The sequence below is a fragment of the Terribacillus aidingensis genome, from assembly GCF_040703035.1.
Lineage (GTDB): Bacteria > Bacillota > Bacilli > Bacillales > Amphibacillaceae > Terribacillus.
Genome location: NZ_CP159996.1, coordinates 382851 through 408474 on the forward strand (window position 1 = coordinate 382851; position 25624 = coordinate 408474).

Below are 25624 nucleotides of genomic sequence, written 5' to 3' on the forward strand. Positions count from 1 at the left end.
AAATGTATGAAGACGACAATAGACATCGCAATAGAATACTTGAAAAGCGGTAAACCGATCATCGTTACAGACGATGAAGCAAGAGAGAACGAAGGAGATTTGCTGGCTTTAGCAGCGTATGCAAGCCCAGAAACAGTTAATTTTATGGCTTCTGTCGGAAAAGGTCTTATCTGTGCGCCTATTTCCCGGGAAATTGCCGAAAGATTGGATTTGCCGCCGATGGTAGCTAATAATACAGATCCGCATGGGACAGCTTTCACCGTTAGTATTGATCATATTGATTCTACTACTGGTATCAGTGCATTCGAACGGTCTCATACGATTTCCAAGCTGGCAGAAAGTGCAAGTAAACCGTCTGACTTCCAGCGCCCGGGACATATTTTTCCGCTGATCGCCCAGCAAAACGGTGTGCTGGAAAGACCTGGACATACAGAAGCAGCTGTTGATCTCGCTAGACTAGCAGGAACAGCAGAAGCCGGCTATATATGCGAAATCATGAATGAGGACGGTACAATGGCGCGCATGCCGGAACTTGAGAAATTAGCTGAGTTCCACCAGCTGCCAATTATCACAATCGCTGATTTAATTGCATATCGAGAACTTCAAGAAGCTAAAGTGGAGAAATAAACAGTAAAGATTTGCGAAAGTGCAGCAAGCATAAAACATTATCGAATACAAAAGATGAGGACATACTGTCCCATATATAAAGGAGTAATCATATGGTTAACGTACTAGAAGGAAATGTAGTAGGATCAGATTTGAAAATTGGAATTGTTGTAGGAAGATTTAATGAGTTCATTACGAGCAAACTGTTGAGCGGCGCAATTGATACGTTAAAGCGTCACGGTGTCGATGAAGCAAAAGTGGATGTTGCATGGGTACCTGGAGCATTTGAAATCCCCCTTGTAGCTGAGAAACTTGCTGAAAGCAAAAAATACGATGCTGTGATTACATTAGGCACAGTTATCAAAGGCTCTACACCGCATTTCGATTATGTGAGCAATGAAGTGGCAAAAGGAGTAGCGAGTGCTGCCAGTAAGGCTGGTATCCCGATTATCTTTGGTGTACTGACAACTAATACAATTGAACAAGCTATTGAGCGTGCAGGTACGAAAGCAGGCAATAAAGGCGCAGAAGCAGCTGTTTCTGCAATCGAGATGGCCAATTTACTAAAACAGATCTAAGCAAAAGAAGCAGGGGGATTAACCTCTGCTTCTTTTTTGTATTTAGTAAATAATGTATATTCATGTAGGGGGTGCTTACTTACATGAAAACACACTATGAATTAAGAGATGATGGGAACGAAACCAAATTACCTTGTAAAATACATATCATTGGTTCTGTCGGCAGCGGGAAGACGACTCTAGCTAAGGAGTTGTCGAATATCCTGAGTGCTGACCATCACGAACTGGATAACGTTGTTTGGAAGCGATCCTCGGCAGGAGACAGACGCCGTTCTGACAAGGAGAAGCGGGAGATCCTGAAAAGTATTATTGATTCTCGTGCCTGGATCATCGAGGGTGTCCATACAGATGAGTGGATAGAAGACAGCCTTGTAAAAGCAGAATTAATTATCTTGCTGAATCCGGCATATCGGATAAGAAATAGCCGGATAATCAAACGTTTCCTGCGTCAAAAAGTGAAATTGGAGACATCTAATTACACACCTTCCTTTCATATCTTCCTAAAGATGTTCAAATGGAATCGTTATTTTGAGCGTACGACTAAGCCATTTATCTTTGAGAGTTTTCTTACATACGGTCACAAGATGATTATTGTAGAGAACAAATTGGATGTGATAGAGTACTTGACCTTTTTAAAAAGCAAATCTGAAGCAGGTTAATAGCCTGTTTTTTTATTTTTGGAAAAAAGATACAGAAATTACTTTGACACGTAGAGTAATATGCTTTATGATTACTTTATCAGATAGAGTAATTTGGAAAGAAGGGGAGCTATATTCGGAGTGACACAATTCGAGGGCATTTGGATTCCATTATCCTGCGTTTGCTGATGGATGGGGATAAGTATGGTTACCAGATATCGAAAGACATAGCAGCTTGGACGCACGAAGCATTTCAAATTAAGGAAGCAACACTTTATGCAGTCTTTCAGCGACTGGAACGACGAGAATTAATCGAGTCTTATCAGGGAGAAAAGTCACATGGAGGCAAGCGGAAATATTATACGATTACGACGCTTGGGAAGGCTTACTTTCATGAAGCAGCGAAAGAGTGGAAAGAAGCGAAACAATTAATCGATGTATTTATGGAGGGTGTTTGATGCAGAAGATCAATATGTATGTGGAAGAGCAATTTGCAGATCTGCCGGAGACAGAACAGGTAGTGAACTTGAAGGAGGAAATAAAGGATTCGATGGAAGAGAAGGCTGCAGATTTCATCCTGGAGGGGAAATCGGAAGAAGATGCCGTTAATAAGGCAATTGTCGACTTCGGGAATTTGGCGGAAATAAAGAGGGAATTCCAGCTGCAGCATGCACCGCAGAAAACACCAGATAAAAAGAAGAAAAAAGAAGATATGAGCACGTTGAATCTCGGGTTCTCTATATGCGGAAGTTTATTGATTATCGCACTGCTCGTTTTTGTGAATTTGTACTATACACCATATGAGGTTTGGTTTGTCTACCCGACATTCGCTATTCTTTGGTGGCCGGTGAGTATGACCTTCGTCTGGATGAAGGCTAGGAAAAGGAAGGTGATGCAGCGGTGAAGCCGTGGAGATTGTTTCTTGCATTTATGCTGCTGAGCCTGGGCGGTTTTTCCGTTTATACCAACTTGATGACTACGCCGCAGGAGATTTGGTATACGTACAGTTTAGGTGCTAGTATCATCATTGCCCTGCAGATTCTTTTTCCGAATCAATTGACAGTAGTAACGTGGCTGTCGGCAATCGTTGTAGGGGCCGTACTGGTTAACGAAAATATGTCTGATTCGCCTTCTACACCATGGTATCTGTACACATTAGGTGCTTTGGCGTTATGGGGGACAGCTGTTATGCTACGAAGACATCTTGCTAAAATGGGAATTGCCTTAGCTATCAGCTTGGCTGTCTGTGTATACTATTTCGGTCTGCATCAGTATTTTGGTCATGAAACACCTTGGTACGGTTTTATCATCTTTGCGATGAGCTGGTGGCCGCTATCTATTATAGGTCATCGTAGCTCTAGTTTATTCTTCAGTGTATTGGGCTTTGGTGCACTCAGTGTGTTCTTCCTGTTTGTGAATATAGCCTATTCTCCATCGGTGATCTGGGCAATTTACCCAATTTTCGCAGCAGCATGGTGGCCGCTGGCAGCATATTTCTACAGCTATCGCCGCCACCTCAGCAGATAACAAAAGGACACCCTCCGTGGGTGTCCTTTTGTTTATCTTGAATACATTTTCTTGGTTATTTTGCTGAGCAGACTGCTTGGCATGAACTTCATGAGCAAAACGGCTGCGTGAATGTTCGCTGATGGGAAGACGACCCGTTTGCCTTTTATAAAACCAAGAAAACCTTCTCGTGCCACATCCTCGGGTGCATCCCGGAAAGAAGACATGATTTTGTCATTGCCGGCACGTTTAAAGAATTCGGTCTGCGTAGGACCAGGGCAAAGTGCCGTAACTGTTACACCACTGTCTTTCAATTCCTCGGCAAGTGCTTCCGAATACCGCTGAACGAATGCTTTGGATGCATGATATGCAGCCATATATGGGCCAGGCAGGAAGGCAGCCATACTGGAAATATTCAAAATGCCATTCGGTACATTCTTGAATGGAGAGTGAATGATATCATCGATGAACAGACGAGTCAGGTTTGCCAATGAAACCATATTCAGATGCAGCAGTTTTTGCTGGGTCTCAAAGCTCGTATCCTCGAATTTGCCGCTAAGCCCAAAGCCGGCATTATTCACAAGCACTTCTACTGTTTTTCCTTCATCACGAATCTTTTGGTACAGTTCATATGCACTGTTAGGTACGGACAAATCATGAGGAATGACAGTCACATTCGAATCTTGCAGTTCTGTTTGCAGGGAAAGGAGTTTGTCCTTGGAACGCGCTACGATGATAAGATCATAGCCCGCCTTGGCGAACCATTTAGCTATATGGTAACCGATTCCGCTGGAAGCTCCTGTAATTAGAGCAGTTGGTTTCATTGTGCTTCACCTCATTTTGACAATCTTTATAAATATGTACCCTGTTGCCGGGTGGAAGAAACGCTATCTGTTTTTAGTATACCCTTTGCGGCGTTTGGTTACCAACTGGTTGGCGAGGTTTCTCTCTTTAGAAGAAAGGGAAAGGGCTTACAAAGGATAAAGGAGGGGAACTAATGGTCCAGAAAAACGGTGCTAAAGGTGATAAAGATAAACATGGCTTCTCCAAAGCGGAAAGTGAGAATCGGGAAGAGCAGCTTGAGAATAAACAAGATATGCTGGTAGACGATGTGCCTGTGGATGAAGTGGAGCGAGATCTTCAGGATGATAAGCACAAACATCGTACAAAGCAAGCCTCCAATTCAGATCCGGAAGAATGAACCTGCATCAAGTAGATGCAGGTTTTTTTATAGGTAAAAGAAAAAGCAGATGTGTCTTTAGACATCAACTGCTAGGCTGCATGAGCAGTTTTTCGATTGCAGGCTTCATATCCATCGGACTGGTCTGCGGCGCAAATCGCTCGACGACATTTCCATCAGCATCTACGAGAAACTTTGTGAAGTTCCATTTGATACTCTTGGAGAATAGTCCGCCGGCCTGGCTGGTCAAATGCTTATAAAGTGGGTGGGCATCTGGTCCATTCACCTTTACCTTATCGAACATCGGAAAGCTTACGCCGTAGTTTCGCTGACATACAGCGGCAATTTGTTCACTGCTGCCGGGTTCCTGGTTCATAAATTGGTTGCATGGGAAACCTAATATCACGAGACCATTGTCCTGATAATCTTTATATAATTCTTGAAGCTGTTCCAACTGAGGTGCAAAACCGCATTTGCTTGCGGTATTCACGATGACGAGCACCTTGCCAGCGTAATCCTTTAAACTGACTTCTTTTCCATCTATCGTAACAGCAGAATAATCGTAGACCGTCATGTCGTTCTCCTCCTCTTGTCTGTACTCCCAATGTAGCATAAACAGAAAAGAACCGATAACAATCAGTTCCTTAATGGTAGAATGTAGAAAAAGGGGGTTGTTTCGATGGAGTTTTTCCTAAAGCGATTTGATCATGTCCAGCTTGCTTGTCCAAGCGGCAGCGAAGAGCAAGCAAGGGAGTTTTTTGTGGAGGTCTTCGGGTTTGAAGAAATTGAAAAACCAGCTAACTTGCGAGCAAGAGGCGGTGTTTGGTTCAATTGCAACGATATTATTGTTCATATGGGTGTAGAAGAACCTTTTTCACCAGCACGAAAAGCCCATCCTGCTTTTGAAGTAGAGGGGCTGCTGTCTCTCAGACGTCATCTGGATGAACACCATGTGGATTTTATCGATGATGCTGACTTGCCAGGTGCTGATCGAATTTATGTGAATGACCCTTTCGGAAACAGATTGGAATTTTTGGAATGGCATTAAAAAAAGAACCCCTGGGGGGTTCTTTTTAGTTTGCTACTGTTTCGTTTTCTAATTTCGCTAGGCGAGCTTCCACTTCTTCTTCAGTCAAGCCGTGTTCTGCAACGTACATATTACGAGGAGAACGGCGGCAGCTGTCGGAGCAGCCGCGAAGATATTTGTGCTCATTTTCTTCAGAGCAGATAATCTGGCGGTTGCAGGAAGGATCTGCACAATTAACATAACGTTCACAAGGCTGTCCATCGAAATAATCTTTGGCAACGATAACGTGTTCTGTTTGGTTGATCGGCACGGAAATGCGGGTATCGAATACGTACATACGACCGTCCCAAAGCTTGCCTTGTACTTCAGGATCTTTTCCGTAAGTGGCAATACCGCCATGTAATTGACCGACATCCTCAAAACCTTCGCGCACGAGCCAGCCGGAGAACTTCTCACAGCGGATACCGCCTGTGCAGTAAGTCAAAACGCGTTTGCCTTCTAAGATATCTTTGTTTTCGCGGACCCAGTTTGGAAGGTCACGGAATGTTTCTATATCAGGACGGATTGCACCGCGGAAGTGACCAAGATCATATTCATAATCATTCCGTGCATCTAGAACGACAGTGTTCTCGTCTTGCATCGCTTCGTAAAATTCTTTAGGAGATAGGTAATTACCTGTCACCTCACGAGGATCTATATCATCTTCAAGACGCAGCGTCACCAATTCAGGGCGATGGCGTACATGCATTTTCTTGAAAGCATGTCCATCCGCTTCGTCGATTTTGAAGACCATATCTTCAAAACCTGGTTTCGCGTGCATCATATCCATATATGCTTGTGTTTGTTCAATCGTTCCAGAGCAAGTACCATTGATACCTTCTTTAGCTACAAGGATGCGGCCTTTAAGACCTAGTTCCTTACATTCCTTCAGATGTTCTTTGGCGAAAGCTTCGGGATCTTCAATATCTACATAGTTGTAATACAGTAATACTCGATAATCACTCATTATTTTTTCCACCTGTCATTTATATTTGCAAGATACAAAATTAGGCGTTATGTCGTTATTCATACTCTTGCAATCAAATATTTTAACACGAAAAGAAGTCCAGTACAAATGGAATTTTAAAATAGCTTGTTCTTGAAATAATGCCACATGCCGAAAGTGATCAGTACAAGTAGTACGCTTACGCCAGCTGTCGTCCAGGGACTGTCTGCAAAGGGTATCGGCAAATTCATCCCGAAGAACCCAGTAACGAACGTAAGCGGAAGCATGACTGTCGAGATAATCGTCAAGACATTCAGCTTCTCCGTTGATTTGGCACTGATGATGGAATAATACGTATCCAGGGCACTGTTTACCAAATCACGGAAGGTTTCGGTAGAGTCAACAATACGTTCCAGGTGATCAATAAGATCGGTATAGAAGGGCACATTTTCTTCTTTGATATCGAATTTCCACTTGCCATTCACATTCAGGAAAATGCGCCGCTGCGGCAGAATCACCCTTCTGATCAGGATGATCGTCCGTTTTAGGGCAAGGAATTCCTCCGTTACTTCTTTCACGCCTTCACTATACATTTCATCTTCCAGTTCCTCGATCCGGATTCCGATACGGTCCAAGACAGGGAAGTATTCATCCGTGATGCCGTCAGCGAGTGCATAGAGAAGGAAGTCAGATCCTTGATTCATGTATCGGGAAGAACGGGAACAGATAGCATCCATCTGGCCGAGCCAGCGAAGCTTATGCTTGTGGATGGTCACGACATAATTCGGTCCCAGGAAAACATTCAGTTCGAGCGTCGTGATTTCATTATCACTTTCCTCGTTGTAACGCAGGGCATGGAAGACGAAAAATTTGTATGCATCATAATCATCTACCTTAGCGCGGGGGCTGTCATGAAGGCAGTCTTCAATTGCCAACGGATGGAAATCGAATATCCCGGCAAGTTCATGCAGTTCGTGAGACTGTACATCATAGGCATCGATCCACAGCAGATTGTCAGGATCCTCCAAATGACGATTACTGTCTTTCAAAGAAATATTTGTATGCATCATGTCATTATGATGATCATAAAGATACGTCTTAATCATATTGCCACTCCTTTCGTTACGTTTATTCTTTCACAATGTTCGTAAGCTATAGTCACTATAAAAAAAGGGGTAAGGACTGTCAACAGGAATATATCTTTCTGCAAGAGGGTATGGAAGTTGGACATGGCGGGTAAACTGGAAGTGAATACGTGTGTTTGTCGAATTTTGGAGCAAAAACCGTGACAATAGTCACGGGTATATATGCGTTGCCATGTAAGCGGATTCTGTTAGTAATACTCTATATGAAAGCGTTCTTATAGTTCGTAGGGCTCATTATTAACTTAATTTGGAGAAAAAGTTGGAATTGACTTGCATTCTTGTTCAAAAAAAGGTACTCTTAAGTAGCAAAAGGAAACGGTACGGTTGAATAAATCTTTACGATCTCTTTCACAATAAGTGGTGTAAAGGTATAACGATTCAATACCTGTACTTTTGTACTTCTATTGTAAGGAGGTCATTTAAATGACTGGAAAAGTAAAATGGTTTAACGCAGACAAAGGTTTTGGTTTCATCGAAAGAGAGGACGGAGACGACGTATTCGTACACTTCTCTGCTATCCAATCTGAAGGTTTCAAAACTCTTGACGAAGGTCAAGAAGTTGAATTCGAAATCGTTGAAGGCAACCGCGGCCCACAAGCTGCTAACGTAACTCGTCTGTAATTTCATACAATGACGACAGAGGCGCATTCTGGAATTTTCCAGGATGCGTCTTTTATCATTTTTAAGGAGAGATGAGCGCCGATGAGTCAAGATGAGCTATCGAGGAAGATCATTGAAAAATACCAGGAAGATGAACGGTTGATGATCCGAATCTTCGCACAATGGTGTACAAATCAAGATCTGGATGCTGTTACTCTATACGAACAAGCCTACCCGAACCAAGGTAAAAATGATGCGCTGAAAGAAGCTTTGGAAGAAGTCCTGCCTAAGGAAGAAGCCTCTGATATTTCAGACGAGATGGTAATGGAGGTGCTGCAGTTCTTTGGTAATGATGACTTGGCATTTGTTGTCGCATCTGCAGCAGAAGAGAGAAAGGGGAATCGATAGATGGAACTGCTCCAAAAAGCAATTCAAGAAAGAGGAACGATTATCGGGGATACAATCGTTAAAGTAGATAGCTTTTTGAATCATGAAATGGACACTGCCCTTTTATATCAAATCGGCAAGGAGTTCCGTCGTCAATTCCAGCACAAGTCTGTGACGAAAATCGTGACGATTGAAGCGGGCGGCATTGCTCCAGCGCTAATGGCTGGCCTTGCTTTCAACGTGCCGGTAGTGTATGCAAAAAAACAGAAGTCACTGACAATGAAAGGTGATGTTTATGTGGAATCTGTCTATTCGTTCACAAAGCAAGTGCATTCAGATGTGACGATCTCTAAGGATAGATTATCACCGGAGGATCACGTGCTGATTATCGATGACTTTCTTGCAAACGGAGAAGCAGCAGCCGGTTTAATCAGTATTCTTAATCAAGCTGGTGCCACTGTTGCTGGTATCGGGATTGTCATCGAGAAAAGCTTTCAAAGAGGTAGAACTCGCCTGGAGGAACTAGGTATTGAAGTAGTATCCCTTGCCCGTATTGCACGCATAGGTGAAGGGAAAATAGAATTTTTGAACTCATAACTTGATAGGATGATAGTTTGTGACTTACATATTGACCTTATTGCCAATCTTCGGTATTTTTCTTCTTGGTTTTGTTGGACAGAAGCTTTTGAAATTCGACATCCGAAGCATTTCGAAGATGTCGGTTTATCTGCTGTCCCCTGTATTGGCTTTCCAAACGTTCTATGAAAATCGTCTAAGTGCTGATTATATTTATTTGGCTGTTTTTGTTGTCGGTATTTGTCTGGCGCTGGTGCTGATCTGCTATGTAATCAGTCTTTTGCGCGGATATGACCGCCAGGATACTTATAGCTTGATGCTTGGCGCCTCATTTATGAACAATGGCAATTACGGAACGCCGCTTGTCTTATTCGTGTTCGGTGCAGCGGGCTTCGATTATGCGGTTATCCTGCTTGTACTGCAGCAGCTCGTCATGGTGACGATCGGCGTCTTTATTGCTGCCAAAGGTGGAGGGGCTGTACTGTCGCCTCGTGCTACGTTCCTTTCCGTCTTGAAAATACCAATTATCTACGGAGCGATACTTGGTGTATTGTTCCAGTTGTTATCCGTCCCGCTTAGCGGTCCAATTACTGAAGCTGTCCACCTTGTGGCTGATGCGGCAATCCCTACAGTAATGATCGTGCTTGGTATGCAGCTTGCTAATATCTCATTGAAATCCTTTGAATATGAACGTCTTACTTATGCGCTTGTCCTGAAGCTGCTTATCTCACCGGCGATCGCATATTTATTCACACTGATCCTGCCAGTAGATGACATGGTCAAACAAATCATGATTTTGGTCGCCGCAATGCCGACAGCGGCGAATACGACTCTTTACGCACTCGAATTTGGCGCTAAACCTGCTTATGTATCGAGTACAACACTGATCAGTACGTTGCTCAGTCTAATTACCTTACCTGTTTTATTGTATGTATTAATATAAAGAGGCCAGTTTCCTGGCCTCTTTTCTTATGCTTTCTTTGTAAACAGTTTTATTAGGGCTTGCGTGCCGAGATCCTCATCGCCATTTTCGGCAAGACGTTCATATAAGGAGAGGCTTAGTTCCAGTCCAGGTGTTGTCATACCCATTTCCTTAGCTGCTTCCAGAGCGAGTTTCATGTCCTTGATGAAATGTTTCACATAGAAACCAGGGTCATAATCTCCTTTGATCATCCGGGGAGCAAGGTTGCTCAAGCTGAAGCTGCCGGCAGCGCCTGTCGTTATTGACTGGAGCACCTTGGATGGGTCCATGCCTGCGTGCTCTGCATACGCGATCGCTTCACAAACGCCGACCATATTGCTCGCAATGGTTACCTGATTGATCAGCTTCGTATGCTGTCCGAAACCGGCAGGTCCTTGGAGGATGATGTTTTCACCCATTGCTTCGAACACTGGGAGGACAGCTTGAAACGCATCTGCTTCACCGCCGACCATGATGGCTAGTTTTCCGTTCTGCGCGCCAATATCTCCTCCTGAGACAGGAGCATCCAATGCGAAGATACCATTATCTTTTGCTTCAGTATGGATTTCCTCTGCAAGAGCTGGCTTCGAGGTCGTCATATCAATTACATAGGTGCCCGGGCGTGCGTGATGAATAATGCCGTTTTCGCCAAAGTAGACTTCCCGAACATCGCTAGGGTAGCCAACCATCGTAATTACTGCATCCACACTGGCAGCGAGGCTTGCAGGTGTATCGTGCCAAACTGCTCCAGCATCAATCAATTCTTCTGCTTTCGCTTTCGTTCGCGTATAGACCGCCAGTTCAAAGCCTGCCTGCATCAAATTGCGACTCATGCTTTTTCCCATAACGCCTGTGCCGATGAATCCTACTTTCTTGATAGTTCCCATATAATCCCTCCTTAGCATGCACTTTTATCGTACCTTTAAGCTTCAGGAATGTCGAGTACTGGTGATAGAATCATGAAAAATCACAAACAATTTTTCGACAGCGAAAAACCTCGAAAGACGGCAGTTTCTTTTTTGCGACAGATTGTGAAATGAGGCAGTTGAAAAAGATAGAGATTGAAAGAGTTATGGATATATGGTAAAGTCATTTATACAACATCTTGTTAGTGAAGACATAATTAAACACTATATATAGTTTCGAAGGCGAGCAAGCCGGGTATCGATAGTAGATGAAGAAATCGCTTCATTTGCTTGATAGACAGTGTTCTCAGACACTTTTTATTTGTCGATTCTGATCTATGTTACTACTGTATCTAGTAGGACAGACAGAAGAGACAGTTTCCTGGTAGTTGCTCACTTTGTGCGTTTAGGGGAAAGAAGTACTTACAATTACACCTGTATTTTGGAGGAGGAAGTTTCAACATGTTAGATACGACACAAACAGTCAATTGGAAAGAGCATGTGGCAGCCGTGCTCGAATCACGCTTTGCAGAAGCTGATGCAAAACATCTGATTCAATATGGTGAACGCCTGATGGATCAGAAGGCTTGGTCATCAGATAAAGAGTGGTTGAACCAACTTATATTGGAAGGCTTGTCACAGCTGGATGAAGAAGAGCCGCAATGGACATACATCGCTGCCAGCCTGTATCTTGAACAGCTTTATTTCCAAGCATCACAAAACCGAGGTTACAATTTCGAAGAGAAATACGGATCATTCTACAGCTTGATTCAGCAATTGACTGAGATCGGTATCTATAACAAATTCCTTCTCGACACATACAGTGAAGAGGAAATCAATCATTTCCATAGCTTGATCGACTACAAGAAAGACGGACTGTTCACATACATCGGTCTGCGTACGCTGGCAGATCGTTATCTTGCGACCGACCATAAAGGCGGAACATATGAGCTTCCGCAGGAGAGATTCATGATCATCGCAATGACAGTCATGAGCAAAGAGCCTAAGGAAACGCGCAAAGAGCTTGTAACAGAAGCTTACTGGGCATTAAGCAATCTTTATATGACAGTCGCTACACCAACATTGTCTAACTCAGGTAAGAGTTATGGTCAGCTTTCCAGCTGCTTCATTGATACAGTCGATGACAGCCTGCAAGGAATCTTCGACAGCAATACAGACATCGCCAACCTTTCAAAAAACGGAGGCGGTATCGGTGTTTATCTAGGTAAGATCCGCAGCCGAGGCAGTGCGATCAAAGGGTTCGAAGGTGCATCTTCTGGTGTGCTTCCTTGGATGAAACAGCTTAACAATACTGCAGTTAGTGTGGACCAGCTTGGTCAGCGTAAAGGTGCGATTGCCACATATCTTGATATTTGGCATAAAGACATCTTCCCATTCCTTGACGCGAAGCTGAATAACGGTGATGAGCGTCAGCGTACACATGATTTGTTCACTGGTGTCTGCCTGCCAGATATCTTCATGGAACAAGTACAATCTCGCGGTAATTGGTATCTATTCGATCCGCATGAAGTTCGACGTGTCATGGGCTTTTCTTTGGAAGATTTCTATGATGAGACTAGAGGCGATGGTTCCTTCCGTGAGAAGTACTGGGCTTGTGTAGAGAATCCAGACCTGCATAAGGAAGAGATTCCAGCTATCAATGTGATGAAACGTATCCTGCGCAGCCAGCTGGAAACGGGCGGACCGTTCATGTTCTACCGGGATGAAGTAAACCGTCAGAATGCCAATAAGCATGCTGGTATGATTTATTCCAGTAACCTCTGTACGGAAATCATGCAAAACCAAAGCCCGACTATCATGACAGAACAAGTCACTCAAGATGGTAAAATCATCATTACAAAAGAACCGGGTGACTTCGTTGTGTGTAACCTGTCCTCCATCTCTTTGGCTAAGGCAGTTACAGAAGATGTCCTGGAACGCCTGATTCCGATTCAGGTTCGTATGCTGGACAATGTTATTGATTTGAATACAATTCCTGTTTTGCAAGCTCAGATCACAAACCAGAAATACCGTGCTATTGGACTAGGAACGTTTGGATGGCATCACTTGCTTGCATTGAAACAAATCGATTGGGAAAGTGATGAAGCTGTAGCGTATGCAGATGAACTTTATGAGAAAATTGCTTACCTGACAATTCGATCCAGCATGGAAATTGCGAAGGAAAAAGGTGTTTACCCTGTTTTCGAAGGTTCCGACTGGGCAGATGGAAGCTATTTTGATAATAAAGGCTACACAACCGGCGATTCCGAACTAGACTGGAAAGGCCTGCAGGAGCAGGTGAAAGAGAATGGTATGCGTAACGCGTACTTGATGGCGGTAGCGCCGAACTCTTCTACTGCATTGATTGCAGGAAGCACAGCTACGACAGATCCGATCTTCAGTAAGTTCTATTCTGAAGAGAAGAAGGACTATAAAATTCCGGTTACTGCACCTGATTTGAATGAAGAAACAGATCGCTTCTATAAATCCGCTTATGAAATCGATCAGCAGTGGAGCGTGAAGCAAAATGCAGCGCGCCAAAAGCATATCGATCAGGCGATTTCTTTCAATATGTATGTTCCGAATTCCATCAAAGCAAAAGAATTGCTTGATTTGCATATTGCTGTTTGGGATTCTGGTATTAAGACATCTTATTATTTGCGTTCTACATCCAACTAATACAAAAGGGACCTTGTTTTACAGGGTCCCTTTTTCTATGCGCTTGACTTGTTCATTTCCGAAGACTGCTGCTGGCTTCTCGTTCTCTAAATATAAACAGGCATCCTCATCTATGCCATACCCGAAAGGGATGTCGTGTTGATGAAGACCGGCAAGGATATTCGGCTCATCCTGCCATTGAGAAAAATGGACACTGATTAGCTGATTAGAAAGAATGCCGAGTCCAGGTCCGCTCCAAGCGCGGTTATTGTCCGTATCGTGTGGGGACAGCAGGACGGTTTCAGGCATAAGCAATGCTCCCGCGCTATTGCCAGCCAGCGGTGTACCTGCAGCATATTTTTCTCTTAACAGCCCCTTGAATGGTTGTTTGGTGTAGATGCTATAGTATGTTTCCGAATGACCGCCTCCAATGAAAATGCCTGTAGCACTTGTGATAATCTCAGCCGATTTTGCTATATCCAATTCACCTTTTTCATTCGGTACGATCACGGATACATTGCTCTCATGAACTCCTTGGGCAATCCAGTGACTTGTATAACGGGGCAGGAATGCTTCCCAGCCTTTTCGATATACAATCAATAATGCGATATGAGCGCTTTCCCCGCCTGCTGCTTTGGCAAAGTGGACATTCGCTTCTTCCTGCGAGGTATTTCCTCCGAGCAGGTACAGTCTTCTGGTTTGCATAAAGTATCGCCTCCATTTTCCTGATTATACAATATGTCCCGTCTTAATAGAGATGGGTTTTATGTCACATACTACTGACAGCAGGAAATGAACAGGAGGAAAGTGCATGGTCAGACAAGAGACATTGAATGCCTGTAAAGAAATGCTTGAGAATCGTTTGCAGGAATTGAAACAGGCGCTGAAGGACCATTTTGGTGTCGAGATGTCCTACACAAAGGATGCTATGGGTGAGCTGAGCAACTATGATAATCACCCTGGAGATACAGCAACGGAGCTATATGAGCGGGAGAAGGATATCGCGCTGAATGATCATCTGGAGCAGGAGATGAAGGACGTCCAAGCTGCCCTGAAAAGAATAGAAGATGGATCCTTTGGGATTTGTATGAAATCAGGAAAACAGATTCCGGAAGAACGTCTGCTGGCGATGCCGACAGCAGAAACGCTTGTGGAGTACAAGCCGCAGAGAATGACACTGCATGACCGCCCAGCCGAGGAAGCTGTCATCCATCCTCGTCTCGAAGATTTGGAAGGAAAAGATGACGAAGAAGACACGGAGCATAATTTCTATGATGGAGAGGATGCCTTGCAGGATCTGCAAGCGTATGGCTCATCCGAAACGCCTTCCGATTTCGTCAATACAGAAAAAGATTATGATTATATGGCTGTAAATTCCGATGAAGAGGTGGGCGGAGCACAGGATATCGAGAATTTCCTGCTTGCCGACATGGATGGGAAGTTTGATGGAGTAAACGAGGATCATGAGAAGTATGAGGATTATCTGGAGGATGCAGACGTTAAATCCATTCTCTATGACGAGTAAAAAGAGCTGGGCACACTTGCCCAGCTCTTTTGCTGTACATAGAAACTTGCATACATGCTTATCCGGCGGAATACGTTGTACTACAAGCTACGTATTCTAATAAAGGGGTTGAAGCATGTTGACAGAAGCATGGACTTCAAGATTTTTCAAGCATGATGATCGTAAGGAACGCGATTTTGTGCTTAAATTACCGGATGCTTGGTGGAGCCGCAGCTATGAATATGGATGGGCGGCTTCTTTTGTAGAAGCGGATGATATCGTATTGGATGCTGCATCAGGAATCAGCCATCCGTTTAAGTTTCATTTAGCAGCTTCAGCTAAAACAGTATATGCATGTGATATAGATAGCAGGATTACAGATGATCAGGCGATTCTGGAGGATGTGACCAAGGATTTTGGCCCGGAGGAAACGGCGCGTTTACCTGAAGACCTGCTCCGGAATATCCATCGTGCTGAAGCTAATCTGACATCATTGCCCTATGAGGATGCATTTTTCGATAAAATCTTCTGTATCTCGGTGATGGAGCACCTGGATGTTAGCGTGCAAAAACGTGCTTGGGAGCAATTCAGCCGTATTTTGAAACCGGACGGTTATGTCATCATGACATTCGACTATCCAACAGTCGATATTAGTATTCTAGAAACATTGGCGGAGCTTGGGGGCTTTGAATATGCCGGACCAGTTGAATCGGAAATGCCTGCAGATGCGCTATTCAATGATCAGTGGGGACGACTGTATTGCTACCGAGCTATCTTTCGAAAGAAGAAACCTCCTTCCACTTGATTAACTTCGGATCAGGATCCAAAATGCTTTCATATTGCGCCTTCTGGCCATAGATTGCTTCTGGATCCTGCTGGCGATAGCGTTCGTATTTTCGTATGCGATCCTCCGCTCTGGCCCAGCCAAAATGCTTGATACGGACGTTGCTGATGCCATTCGGCAGCTGAAAGATATTTTCCGGGAAGCGACCGCAATGAACAGGTGTTTCCCGCCATTCATATGGAAATACGGGCTGATAGCGCAGCAGGAATGGACGGTAAAATAGATGTGCTTGCCAGTACTGATCCTCCCGGTAACGCTCTTCATCCCAGAAATCGAATAAGCGGAATGAATAAAGATCGAGATCAGCTTGATTCAGCAGCTGGTCTTTTTCTTTGAGGAAAACGTTATCCAGTACTTCATCCGCATCGAGATTCAGAATCCAATCAGGTTCCGCTGCAATTGTTGCCTGCCACTGCTGTTTCCGCAGCTCTATTTCGTTGCTGAATCCGGACTGGGGATTTTCGATCAATGTCAGCGGAACGTCATACTCCCTGCAAAGCTTCCGGCAAATGGCTGCTGTATTATCTGTACTATGATCATCAATGATGACGGCCTGATCAACTGCGGGAAGAGAAGATCGCAGCGAACGCTCTAGATAGCGTCCGGATTCATTTTTGACAATCATGGATAGAGTGAGGGTATTACTGGTATCCTTCGTAATGCGATAGTTATGCCCAGGCCAGTTATGCTCCCATCTGAATGCAGGGAGCTTTGCAAGATCCGTCTTGCGGTAAAGGTGAAAGGCAGGGTAATGTGTATCGACAAATAGCGAGATGCCGAGTGCTGCTGCACGAATACAAAAGTGGCGATCTTCTCCCCAAAAGGAGAGATTAGGTATTTCCCCGAAATGGACTCCCTTATTTAAAGCTTCCCTGGTGATAAGAGTACAAGCACCCAATCCTCCTACTTCATATGTTCCTGGTTTCCGCATCTGTTCCAGAAATTCCTGGTGCCGTGCTGCACGTTCTGTATCCGATAAAGATTCGCCGCGGTGGTGGGTGAATTGTTCATATTCATCCATTAACCAGACTTGGGGAAGAGCCTGCGTGCCAGGCTGCCATTGGGTCCAGAAAATACAGGAAATGATATCTTTTTGACTGGCTAGTAATTTTTCCAATGTGGCCGGGTGGAGTACAATATCGGAATCGACAAAAAAGATATAATCCATTTTCTGCTCGACCGCATAGGAAATGATTTTATTCTTCAGTGCTGCCACTTTCCAAATAAGAGCTTCTGTCCAGTAGTGGGTGTGTTCATCCTTCTGATAGGAATCTGTGGTTTCGGATGGGAGGATGACAGCATCATGTTCTGCAGCGAAAGCGGAAAGTAAGGAGCTCGATTTTGGATCATCATTATCATCGATGAAGCAGTAGAAAATCGATGATTCTGTTGTTTGCAGTCTGTTGAGGGAATCCAAATAGGCAGCTAATATGTCGGGGTCTTGTTTTACAGTTGTGCCGATCAATACGGTTTGCATGCACCATGCTCCTTTATGTAGTCTGTTAATAATATATCTTTTAAGAGCGTGGATGTGCCTGTATAGTTACTCTAACCACATGCAGGAACTGATCCTGTGAGGCTGCTAACGGCGGAACGGATTGGATATCGTACCACCGATAACGGAAGACCAATCCGTTATCAGCTCCATTTCCAAAGACACGATGATCCCATGCGTCAGGTAGCTGCTGCTTTATTAGTATCAAAAAGAAATGCCGGTGCTGGAGCTCGTGCTTGTCTGGATGGAGGAATGGTGCACTAGCGACCAATTCACCATCAGGCAAATCACGCAATCCAGACTCTTCGAAGATCTCTCTATGCAATGCGGTTAACAAGTTTTCACCGGGGGCGACTGTACCTCCTGGAATCTGTAACCCTGCCTCGGGGAAATCCATGTGTTCATGGACGAGCATGTGATAGGTATTATTACGGTTGGATAGGATGTAAGCTAGAACTTTATCAACCAAATTATTCCGCCTCCATTCATGATTATATACAAAAAAAGCGGTCACCTGTGCAGTTGGGTGATCGCTTTTTTGTGTAAGCTCTGGGGGGAGCGTAGTCGACCGCAAAATGACATTTTGGGGATATCATGTTTTTGTTAAGGGTGCGGCCGTCATCTATCTGATCAATAAGCAACGCTTATTGTTATTGTTGCTGCTGTTGTTGTGTAGATTGATCTGACTGTGTTGTTTGTTCCTTCGCTAATGTAAGTTTCGTTGTTTCTTTGTTTCCGTCACGGTAATACGTAACAGTTACTTCGTCGCCGATATTTTTATCGGAATACAGGTAAGAGCGTAAGTCGACCATGCTCGTAATGTCCTGGTCGTCGATTTTCGTAACAACATCGTATTGCTGCAGACCAGCATCTGCTGCCGGAGAGCTTTCCACTACCTGAGCAAGCACAACACCTTGAGTCACGTCTTCAGGAAGGTTCAACGTTTGCTGCGCATTTACTTGCGGTACTTGATCGAGGCTGACTGCGCCGATACCGATGTAAGGACGTTCAACTTTGCCTGTAGATTCAAGTTGATTGATGATTGGTTTAGCTACATCAATCGGAATAGCAAAACCAATACCCTCGACTTCTTCTTGGGCAATCTTCATAGAGTTGATACCGATGATTTCACCGTTTGCATTTATCAAGGCACCACCGCTGTTACCAGGGTTAATAGCAGCATCTGTTTGTAATACTTCTGTTACCCAGTCCTCTGTACCATCATTATTGGAATCTACCGCTACAGAACGATCCAGTCCGCTGATGATACCTTGCGTCACAGAACCTGCAAATTCAGCACCTAATGGGTTACCGATCGCAATCGCTTGCTGTCCGACTGTCAGATCATCCGAAGTACCGAATGTGGCTACCTGATCTACATTTGTTCCGTCAATTTCCAATACAGCTAAGTCGCTGATTTCATCAGATCCCAGCAAGGTTGCTTTTTCCTTCTGTCCGTTGGAAAGGGTTACTTCCAAGCTGGATGCTCCGTCGACAACGTGATGGTTGGTCACAACGTATGCTTTGCCACCTTCTTTTTTATAGATGACGCCTGATCCAGATCCAGCTTCCTCGGATTCGGAGAATAAATCAGCCTGCTGCAGATTCTCTACTCCTACTACCGCCGCAGAAGCGTCCTGTATAGCATTGGTCAGATTTTCCGTACTTGTTTGTGTAGCCAATGCCTGGTTACTTGATTTTGTTGTTGATGTATTGTTCGTTCCCATAGTTGCCGGGCTTGCTGCATTGGAACCAAAGGATATGACATTTGTGAATACAAGCACTGCAACGATTGCAAGAACTAAAACCCCGCCTGCAATTCCGCTGACGAAGCTTGTCCATACCTTGCCTTTTTGTTTCGGCTGCTGCGGCTGATTGATTGGTTCATCTACTTGAATCGCTTGGCTGTATTTCGGAGATTCTTCTTCAGTCTCGGAACCTTTATTCGTTTCATCCGGGTAGGAGTTTTCCTGTTCATATGAAGAAGAGTGCTGATCATCTGGATACTCATTGTATGGTTTGTCATTGTCTCTGTTCATGTAAGGCACCTCTTTCGTGTTGTGTGTTCGTCGTTCTATACTACTCATTCTACTGTCTGGATTTGGCATCTTTTCGGAGCAATTATGTAAAATATGTGGAATGGACAAATAGCAGGAAAGTCTTTTCTTTTTGCGATTTTGTGGGAAAATAACCGTAGAGAGGAAAGGAGTACGATCAAATGTCACATCATATAATCGTTGTCGAAGACGATAAAAATATAAGAAATATAGTAGAAGCTTATCTGAAAAAGGAGGGCTATCAAATCAGCGTGGCGGAAACTGCAGAGCTTGCGCTTGAGATTGCGGATAAAGAAACGCCGGACATGTGGATCATGGATATCATGCTTCCGGGAATGGATGGATACGCACTTTGCAACAAAATCCGTCAAACGAGCGAAGTGCCGATCATCATCATTTCTGCGAAGGATGAAGAAATCGACAGAATCCTCGGCTTGGAGCTTGGCGGAGATGATTACCTGACCAAACCTTTCAGCCCTAGGGAATTGGTTGCGCGTGTGAAACGTTTATTTAAGAGATGGAACCCCAAAACAAACCAGGAACCACAGCCGGCTAAACAAATGGATCTCCAAGCGGGGGACTTGCAGCTGCAATTAGGAGAACGGCGTGTTTACTGGCATGAAGCAGAAGTAGAAGTGACAGCGAAAGAATTCGAAATGTTAGTCATCCTTGTGCAGAATCCGAACCGAGCCTTTTCACGTGATGAATTGCTTACACAAGTGTGGGGAGAAGATTATTTCGGCAGTGATCGTGCTGTAGATGATTTAGTAAAACGACTCCGCAAGAAAATGGACGGCATTCCGATTGAAACGGTTTGGGGCTTTGGATACCGGTTCAGAATGAGCGAAGCATGAGACTGAAAACACAACTGAACATTGCCTTTACGACTTTGCTTATTATTGTGATGGGATTCACAGCTATTACGTTGTATTCACAGCTAAAGGGTTTGCTTGTTACCAATGAGACTCGGCAATTAGAGGAAAGTGGTCAAATTCTACTCACAGCAATCAGTGGTGTAGATTCAATTCCTGCTACCTCACTGGACAATATGCTTAATAATCTAGATCTCAAAATGTTCCTCTATGATGAAGAAGCAGAGGAAGTTACCTATACCAACCTTGTGCGGTTAGACGCGGAAAGATTTGCTGAAAAATATGATACTGCTCCAACTAAAAAAAATACCATCTGGCAGGAGAATCGAAACAGTTATGTAGTCAAATCCATAGCAACTGGTGAAAATCAGAATATGGTCATCCTACGTCCGATTCGCGAATTAGAAGAAGTGCAAGAAAGCTTTTTCCAGCGTATTTTCCTTGTATTTCTAATCGGTGTCATGATAGCTATTCTGATCAGCACTTACCTGACACAGCGACTTGTAAAACCTTTGACAGAATTGAAGTACCAGCTGAAAAAAATTCAGCGGCGCGAATTCGATAATATTGAATCTGTAAAAGCAAGTGGTGAAATCAAAGAAGTAGAGCAAAGCGCGATTGAGATGGCTAAAGAATTGAATCGTTATATTACCTCTCAGCGTCAATTCTTCCAAAATGCCAGCCATGAACTGAAAACACCGCTTATGACGATTCAAGGCTATGCGGAAGGTATTAAAGATGGCGTCTTCACAGGCAAGGATCAGGAGCATGGCCTTGAGGTCGTTGTTTCCGAGATCAAGCGTTTAAAACAGCTGATTAATGAGATGATCCTTCTAGCTAAGCTCGACAGCGAGGAAGGTATTTATAAAGAAGAGCAAATAGAGATAAAAGAACTGGTCAATTTGACGATAGACCGTGCCTTGCCGATTGCAAGCGACAAGAATATTCAACTTACCTACAATAAACTGCCTGCAATTGTGATTAATGGGGATAAAGAGAAACTTCTTCGGGCAATGATGAATATAACGTCCAATGCAATCCGCCATGCTGGCAGTCAAGTGCATATCTCTGTTCAGCCAAGCACTATCCGGCAAGTCGAAATCACCATTAATGATGATGGACCGGGCATTTCGGAGGACTTGCTGCCAAATATGTTCCAGCGTTTTGTTAAAGGTGAAGGCGGAGAAACCGGACTTGGCCTTGCGATCTCCCGTGCGATCGTTGAACGGCATAATGGGATCATTCGGGCAGGGGAGTCAGACTTAGGCGGAGCAAGCTTTACGATAATATTATAATGTTAATGTTTGCCTATCCTATTGTGCCGCGCATGAACTGTGGTATAATTAACAGGTTGTAGTCGGATAGGATTACATGAAGAAGAGGAGACATGTATACATGCAATTAAGAGAAGATATTCGCAATATCGCGATTATTGCCCACGTTGACCACGGGAAAACGACTTTGGTTGACCAGTTGCTGAAATATTCTGGTACTTTCCGTGATAATGAGCACGTGGATGAGCGCGCAATGGATTCCAACGACTTGGAAAAAGAGCGCGGAATCACAATCTTAGCGAAAAACACTGCGATTAATTATAACGATACACGTATTAATATATTGGATACACCAGGACACGCCGATTTCGGTGGTGAGGTAGAGCGCGTACTGAAAATGGTAGATGGCGTTTTACTTGTCGTGGATGCTTACGAAGGCGCAATGCCCCAGACTCGTTTCGTATTGAAAAAAGCTTTGGAGCAAAAGCTTACTCCGGTTGTAGTCGTAAACAAAATCGACAAACCGAGTGCACGTCCTGAGCATGTTATCGATGAAGTACTTGATCTATTCATCGAGCTTGGTGCGGATGATGACCAGCTTGAATTCCCAGTTGTCTATGCGTCAGCATTGAACGGTACTTCCGGTGAAGAGCCAGATGGACAAGTGGAATCAATGGATGCCATCTTCAAAACGATCATGGATAACATCCCTGCTCCAATCGATAACTCTGATGAAGGCTTGCAATTCCAGGTTACTATCTTGGATTACAACGACTTCCTTGGCCGTATTGGTGTTGGTCGTATCTTCCGTGGTTCCGTTAAAGTCGGCGATCAGGTCGCCCTGATGAAGAAAGACGGTTCCGTGAAGAACTTCCGTATTACAAAACTATTCGGTTTCATCGGTTTGAAACGAATTGAAATCACAGAAGCAAAAGCTGGTGACATCGTTGCCGTTGCTGGTCTTGAGGACATTAACGTTGGAGAGACTGTCTGCTCAGTAAATGCTCAAGAAGCATTGCCGGTTCCACGTATTGATGAACCAACATTGCAAATGACATTCCTAGTAAACAACAGTCCGTTTGCGGGTAAAGAAGGTAAATACATCACTTCCCGTAAAATCGAAGAACGTTTGCTTAACCAGCTTGAGACAGATGTAAGTCTACGTGTAGATCCAACTGATTCTCCTGATGCTTGGACAGTTTCCGGACGCGGAGAGCTTCACCTTTCCATCTTGATTGAGAACATGCGCCGTGAAGGCTATGAGCTTCAATTGTCCAAACCACAGGTAATCCTTAAGGAAATCGACGGCAAAATGTGTGAACCGGTTGAACGCGTACAAGCAGACGTACCGGAAGAATACACAGGAGCAGTTATGGAATCCTTAGGTTCCCGTAAAGGGGAAATGGTCGACATGATCAACCAAGGCAACGGTCAAGTTCGTCTTGAGTTCCGTGTACCTTCCCGTGGATTGATCGGTTACTCTACAGAGTTCATGTCCCAAACACGCGGATTCGGTATCCTGAACCACACATTTGATGGGTATGAGCCTGTCATTGCTGGACAGGTTGGCGGAAGAGCAAAAGGTGTACTTGTAGCTCTTGAACAAGGTAAAGCATCTACTTACGGTATCATGAAGCTTGAAGATCGCGGTATCATCTTCGTAGCTCCTGGTACAGATGTATATGCAGGTATGATCGTTGGGGAGCACAGCCGTGATAACGACCTTACAGTTAACATCACTGTGGAAAAACACCTGACTAACGTACGTTCAGCAAACAAAGACCAAACTTCCACAATTCGTAAAACACGCGACTTGTCTCTTGAAGAGGCGATCGAGTACTTGAACGATGATGAGTATTGCGAAGTAACACCGGAATCCATCCGTCTTCGTAAGAAAATCCTTAACAAGAACGAACGTGAAAAAGCAACGAAAAAGAAAAAAGCATAATAAAAAGCCCAGCATAAATTGCTGGGCTTTTTTGCTTATAAGTTGTGAAAAAGTCACTTATACCTTAAAATGGGAAATAGCTCTATTTGGGGCAGAAAGGAAGGATGATATGACCAGACTATGGAGCAGGCTCCGTTTTCTGTTCAATTTCCGCAAATCGATTCCATTTCTGAAAGCTTTCTTCACAGCTAAAGATGTGGCAGCAGCTAAGAAAGTGACAGCCGTTGCATTGATTGTCCTGTACTTTGTCTTCCCATTTGACTTGATACCTGATTTTCTAATCGGAATTGGTATCGTGGATGACCTAGCAGTTGCAACATTCATCCTGCAGCTCATCATTAAAATGGCACCAGCACATTTGAAAGATAAGTTTAATGCTGACCGAAACGACAATAAGGTTATAAATATATAATAAAGCGCCCAGTAGGGCGCCTTTTTTTATTCCAGGGGGCCGGCTCATGTCATAGAAATAGGATGTCTGCTTTACAATCTCTTCGGATCTTTATAACCAAACATCCAAGTAAGCGTGAATGCTACTGCCATAGCAACCAAGTTTATCAGGATATAAAAAGGAAGCTGACTATTCAAATAGAGCAGGGTGCCTGGTATGACAGTGATACTCATTCCTGTTCCAGCTAAATCGAGTAGGGATGCAAGGAAACCTCCAACACCTCCGCCAATCAATCCCATGATAAAAGGCTTTATGAATCTTAAATTGATACCAAAAATAGCGGGTTCCGATATACCAAGAAATGCTGAGAAAGAAGATGGCAATGCTAACGCTTTCAATTTAGCATCCTTTGTCTTTAGACCAACTGCAAGACAAGCAGCGCCTTGCGCAGCCATACCGCATGTAATGATTGCATTGAAAGGATTCATTCCGCGATTCTCCAATAGCTGTATCTCCAGGAAGTTGAAAATGTGATGCACACCTGTGACTACAACGAGCTGATTGAGAGAACCGATCAATAATCCCGCAATCCCGAATGGTAAATCCAATACAGCCAATGTCCCAGTCAAGACAAGATCCTCGAGAGAATGAAAGATTGGACCAATTGCAAACAGTCCTAGTGTAATCATGATAGTCAATGTAAGGAAGGGGGTAAGAATCAAATCAAGTGCTTCCGTTATGCGACGGCGTAATGCTCTTTCTAATTTTGCACCAATCAGTCCGATGAAGAATGCAGGCAGTACAGATCCTTGATAGCCTACAACAGGTATAAAACCAAATAGAGTGATAGCTTCTGCAGATCCATTTGCTACTTCATAGGCATTGGGTAAGGCAGGATTAACAAGCATCAGACCTAATACAATACCTAAAACAGGGCTTCCGCCAAATACTTTAAAAGATGACCAAGCGACTAATGCGGGCAGAAAGGCAAATGCAGTATCAGTCAGAACTTGTGTAAATAAAAGGAAATTTGCGGGTATATCTGCTGGAGCCAAGCCGAATAGGTGGAGAATTTGATCCTGTGTCAGCAGACCGCGCAGCCCCATAAATAATCCAGTTGCTACGAGGACTGGGATAATCGGTACGAAGACATCCCCGAAAGTCCGGATTGCCCGTTGGAAAGCAGAACCTTCCTTTTTACCAGCTTGCTTTACTTCCTGTACAGATGCACCGTCAATACCAAGTGCCTGAAGCTCATCATAGATTTTGTTTACGGTGCCGGTTCCAAATATGATTTGATATTGCCCAGAGTTAAAAAATGCACCTTTAACCTTATCTATACTTTCAACGTTCTCCTTGTCAATCCTCTCTTTATCATGTACAACGATTCGAAGGCGAGTTGCACAATGAGCTATAGAGGAAATGTTCTCTTTTCCTCCAATGGCGTTGATGACTTCCTCAGCAATTTTCCTGTTATCAGTCATTAT

28 protein-coding genes and 1 pseudogene are annotated in these 25624 nt (G+C 44.0%); 19 read left to right on the forward strand and 10 right to left on the reverse strand.

Going from position 1 to position 25624, the window contains the following annotated elements:
* Nucleotides 1–6: 6 nt before the first annotated feature.
* From ribB to ABXS78_RS02130, 6 genes and pseudogenes are all read left to right on the forward strand, one after another.
* Nucleotides 7–597: pseudogene (ribB, locus tag ABXS78_RS02105) on the forward strand (3,4-dihydroxy-2-butanone-4-phosphate synthase); the annotation flags it as partial.
* A gap of 122 nt (nucleotides 598–719) precedes the next feature.
* Nucleotides 720–1184 carry a 6,7-dimethyl-8-ribityllumazine synthase gene (gene ribE / locus ABXS78_RS02110; RefSeq protein WP_366248723.1) on the forward strand — a complete coding sequence of 155 codons (465 nt, stop codon included), beginning with the start codon at nucleotides 720–722 and terminating at the stop codon, nucleotides 1182–1184.
* Nucleotides 1185–1267: 83 nt separating this feature from the next.
* Nucleotides 1268–1843, forward strand: a complete 576-nt coding sequence (locus ABXS78_RS02115) for a DNA topology modulation protein FlaR (RefSeq protein WP_366248724.1) — start codon at nucleotides 1268–1270, stop codon at nucleotides 1841–1843.
* A gap of 140 nt (nucleotides 1844–1983) precedes the next feature.
* Complete coding sequence (locus tag ABXS78_RS02120) at nucleotides 1984–2280, forward strand: PadR family transcriptional regulator (RefSeq protein ID WP_255212179.1); 297 nt, start codon at nucleotides 1984–1986, stop codon at nucleotides 2278–2280.
* On the forward strand, nucleotides 2280–2726 hold the full coding sequence (locus ABXS78_RS02125; protein ID WP_366248725.1) for a permease prefix domain 1-containing protein: 447 nt from the start codon (nucleotides 2280–2282) through the stop codon (nucleotides 2724–2726). The genes ABXS78_RS02120 and ABXS78_RS02125 overlap by 1 nt, the downstream gene beginning before the upstream one ends.
* Entirely contained in the window at nucleotides 2723–3349 is a 627-nt protein-coding gene (locus ABXS78_RS02130; RefSeq protein WP_366248726.1) for a hypothetical protein, read from the forward strand. Before ABXS78_RS02125 ends, ABXS78_RS02130 begins: the two co-directional genes overlap by 4 nt.
* A 32-nt stretch (nucleotides 3350–3381) precedes the next feature.
* On the opposite strand, the gene ABXS78_RS02135 is transcribed toward ABXS78_RS02130, so the two are convergent.
* Nucleotides 3382–4152 carry an SDR family oxidoreductase gene (locus ABXS78_RS02135; RefSeq protein WP_366248727.1) on the reverse strand — a complete coding sequence of 257 codons (771 nt, stop codon included), beginning with the start codon at nucleotides 4150–4152 and terminating at the stop codon, nucleotides 3382–3384.
* Between the two features lie 173 nt (nucleotides 4153–4325).
* On the opposite strand from ABXS78_RS02135, the gene ABXS78_RS02140 reads away from it, so the two are divergent.
* Nucleotides 4326–4529, forward strand: coding sequence for a hypothetical protein (locus tag ABXS78_RS02140; RefSeq protein ID WP_366248728.1), 204 nt, complete (start codon nucleotides 4326–4328; stop codon nucleotides 4527–4529).
* 64 nt (nucleotides 4530–4593) lie between these two features.
* On the opposite strand, the gene ABXS78_RS02145 is transcribed toward ABXS78_RS02140, so the two are convergent.
* Nucleotides 4594–5082 (reverse strand): glutathione peroxidase, encoded by a 489-nt coding sequence (locus ABXS78_RS02145; protein ID WP_366248729.1) that lies wholly within the window; start codon nucleotides 5080–5082, stop codon nucleotides 4594–4596.
* Between the two features lie 105 nt (nucleotides 5083–5187).
* On the opposite strand from ABXS78_RS02145, the gene ABXS78_RS02150 reads away from it, so the two are divergent.
* The gene (locus ABXS78_RS02150) at nucleotides 5188–5556 is read left to right on the forward strand and encodes a VOC family protein (RefSeq protein WP_366248730.1); all 369 of its coding nucleotides are present in this window, start codon (nucleotides 5188–5190) and stop codon (nucleotides 5554–5556) included.
* Between the two features lie 25 nt (nucleotides 5557–5581).
* Here the strand turns inward: ABXS78_RS02150 and ABXS78_RS02155 are convergent, their stop codons facing one another.
* Nucleotides 5582–6541, reverse strand: coding sequence for a rhodanese-related sulfurtransferase (locus ABXS78_RS02155; protein WP_366248731.1), 960 nt, complete (start codon nucleotides 6539–6541; stop codon nucleotides 5582–5584).
* Nucleotides 6542–6657: 116 nt separating this feature from the next.
* A complete protein-coding gene (gene corA, locus ABXS78_RS02160) occupies nucleotides 6658–7626 on the reverse strand; it encodes a magnesium/cobalt transporter CorA (protein ID WP_095224030.1) in 969 nt (322 codons plus the stop codon).
* 462 nt (nucleotides 7627–8088) lie between these two features.
* Between corA and ABXS78_RS02165 the strand changes: the two genes are divergently transcribed.
* From ABXS78_RS02165 to ABXS78_RS02180, 4 genes are all read left to right on the forward strand, one after another.
* Nucleotides 8089–8286, forward strand: a complete 198-nt coding sequence (locus ABXS78_RS02165) for a cold shock domain-containing protein (protein ID WP_038558067.1) — start codon at nucleotides 8089–8091, stop codon at nucleotides 8284–8286.
* 81 nt (nucleotides 8287–8367) lie between these two features.
* The gene (locus tag ABXS78_RS02170) at nucleotides 8368–8673 is read left to right on the forward strand and encodes a hypothetical protein (protein ID WP_095224031.1); all 306 of its coding nucleotides are present in this window, start codon (nucleotides 8368–8370) and stop codon (nucleotides 8671–8673) included.
* Nucleotides 8674–9249: a xanthine phosphoribosyltransferase gene (locus tag ABXS78_RS02175; protein ID WP_366248732.1), complete on the forward strand. Its 576-nt coding sequence runs from the start codon at nucleotides 8674–8676 to the stop codon at nucleotides 9247–9249. It begins immediately after the preceding gene.
* A 19-nt stretch (nucleotides 9250–9268) separates the two neighbouring features.
* The gene (locus tag ABXS78_RS02180; RefSeq protein ID WP_366248733.1) at nucleotides 9269–10171 is read left to right on the forward strand and encodes an AEC family transporter; all 903 of its coding nucleotides are present in this window, start codon (nucleotides 9269–9271) and stop codon (nucleotides 10169–10171) included.
* Nucleotides 10172–10197: 26 nt separating this feature from the next.
* On the opposite strand, the gene ABXS78_RS02185 is transcribed toward ABXS78_RS02180, so the two are convergent.
* The gene (locus ABXS78_RS02185) at nucleotides 10198–11076 is read right to left on the reverse strand and encodes an NAD(P)-dependent oxidoreductase (protein WP_366248734.1); all 879 of its coding nucleotides are present in this window, start codon (nucleotides 11074–11076) and stop codon (nucleotides 10198–10200) included.
* 480 nt (nucleotides 11077–11556) lie between these two features.
* Here ABXS78_RS02185 and ABXS78_RS02190 point away from each other — a divergent pair, with 480 nt between their 5' ends.
* The gene (locus tag ABXS78_RS02190; protein ID WP_366248735.1) at nucleotides 11557–13773 is read left to right on the forward strand and encodes a ribonucleoside-diphosphate reductase subunit alpha; all 2217 of its coding nucleotides are present in this window, start codon (nucleotides 11557–11559) and stop codon (nucleotides 13771–13773) included.
* 18 nt (nucleotides 13774–13791) lie between these two features.
* Here ABXS78_RS02190 and ABXS78_RS02195 read toward each other — a convergent pair whose 3' ends face one another.
* On the reverse strand, nucleotides 13792–14457 hold the full coding sequence (locus tag ABXS78_RS02195) for a Type 1 glutamine amidotransferase-like domain-containing protein (protein WP_366248736.1): 666 nt from the start codon (nucleotides 14455–14457) through the stop codon (nucleotides 13792–13794).
* Between the two features lie 106 nt (nucleotides 14458–14563).
* On the opposite strand from ABXS78_RS02195, the gene ABXS78_RS02200 reads away from it, so the two are divergent.
* Complete coding sequence (locus ABXS78_RS02200; protein WP_366248737.1) at nucleotides 14564–15277, forward strand: yteA family sporulation protein; 714 nt, start codon at nucleotides 14564–14566, stop codon at nucleotides 15275–15277.
* Nucleotides 15278–15392: 115 nt separating this feature from the next.
* Nucleotides 15393–16061 carry a class I SAM-dependent methyltransferase gene (locus ABXS78_RS02205; RefSeq protein ID WP_366248738.1) on the forward strand — a complete coding sequence of 223 codons (669 nt, stop codon included), beginning with the start codon at nucleotides 15393–15395 and terminating at the stop codon, nucleotides 16059–16061.
* Here ABXS78_RS02205 and ABXS78_RS02210 read toward each other — a convergent pair.
* The 3 genes from ABXS78_RS02210 to ABXS78_RS02220 form a co-directional block, all read right to left on the reverse strand.
* Nucleotides 16027–17577, reverse strand: a complete 1551-nt coding sequence (locus ABXS78_RS02210) for a glycosyltransferase (RefSeq protein ID WP_366248739.1) — start codon at nucleotides 17575–17577, stop codon at nucleotides 16027–16029. The two genes, ABXS78_RS02205 and ABXS78_RS02210, sit on opposite strands and share 35 nt — an antisense overlap.
* A gap of 40 nt (nucleotides 17578–17617) precedes the next feature.
* A complete protein-coding gene (locus ABXS78_RS02215) occupies nucleotides 17618–18064 on the reverse strand; it encodes an NUDIX domain-containing protein (protein ID WP_366248740.1) in 447 nt (148 codons plus the stop codon).
* A gap of 181 nt (nucleotides 18065–18245) precedes the next feature.
* A complete protein-coding gene (locus ABXS78_RS02220; RefSeq protein WP_366248741.1) occupies nucleotides 18246–19634 on the reverse strand; it encodes a trypsin-like peptidase domain-containing protein in 1389 nt (462 codons plus the stop codon).
* Nucleotides 19635–19813: 179 nt separating this feature from the next.
* Between ABXS78_RS02220 and ABXS78_RS02225 the strand changes: the two genes are divergently transcribed.
* The 4 genes from ABXS78_RS02225 (at nucleotide 19814) to ABXS78_RS02240 (ending at nucleotide 24158) form a co-directional block, all read left to right on the forward strand.
* Entirely contained in the window at nucleotides 19814–20506 is a 693-nt protein-coding gene (locus ABXS78_RS02225) for a response regulator transcription factor (RefSeq protein ID WP_366248742.1), read from the forward strand.
* Nucleotides 20503–21819, forward strand: coding sequence for a HAMP domain-containing sensor histidine kinase (locus tag ABXS78_RS02230; RefSeq protein ID WP_366248743.1), 1317 nt, complete (start codon nucleotides 20503–20505; stop codon nucleotides 21817–21819). Before ABXS78_RS02225 ends, ABXS78_RS02230 begins: the two co-directional genes overlap by 4 nt.
* A 100-nt stretch (nucleotides 21820–21919) precedes the next feature.
* Nucleotides 21920–23746: a translational GTPase TypA gene (gene typA, locus ABXS78_RS02235; protein ID WP_095224043.1), complete on the forward strand. Its 1827-nt coding sequence runs from the start codon at nucleotides 21920–21922 to the stop codon at nucleotides 23744–23746.
* Between the two features lie 109 nt (nucleotides 23747–23855).
* Nucleotides 23856–24158 (forward strand): DUF1232 domain-containing protein, encoded by a 303-nt coding sequence (locus ABXS78_RS02240; RefSeq protein ID WP_366248744.1) that lies wholly within the window; start codon nucleotides 23856–23858, stop codon nucleotides 24156–24158.
* Nucleotides 24159–24229: 71 nt separating this feature from the next.
* Here ABXS78_RS02240 and ABXS78_RS02245 read toward each other — a convergent pair whose 3' ends face one another.
* Nucleotides 24230–25621 carry a sucrose-specific PTS transporter subunit IIBC gene (locus tag ABXS78_RS02245; protein ID WP_366248745.1) on the reverse strand — a complete coding sequence of 464 codons (1392 nt, stop codon included), beginning with the start codon at nucleotides 25619–25621 and terminating at the stop codon, nucleotides 24230–24232.
* Nucleotides 25622–25624: the final 3 nt, after the last annotated feature.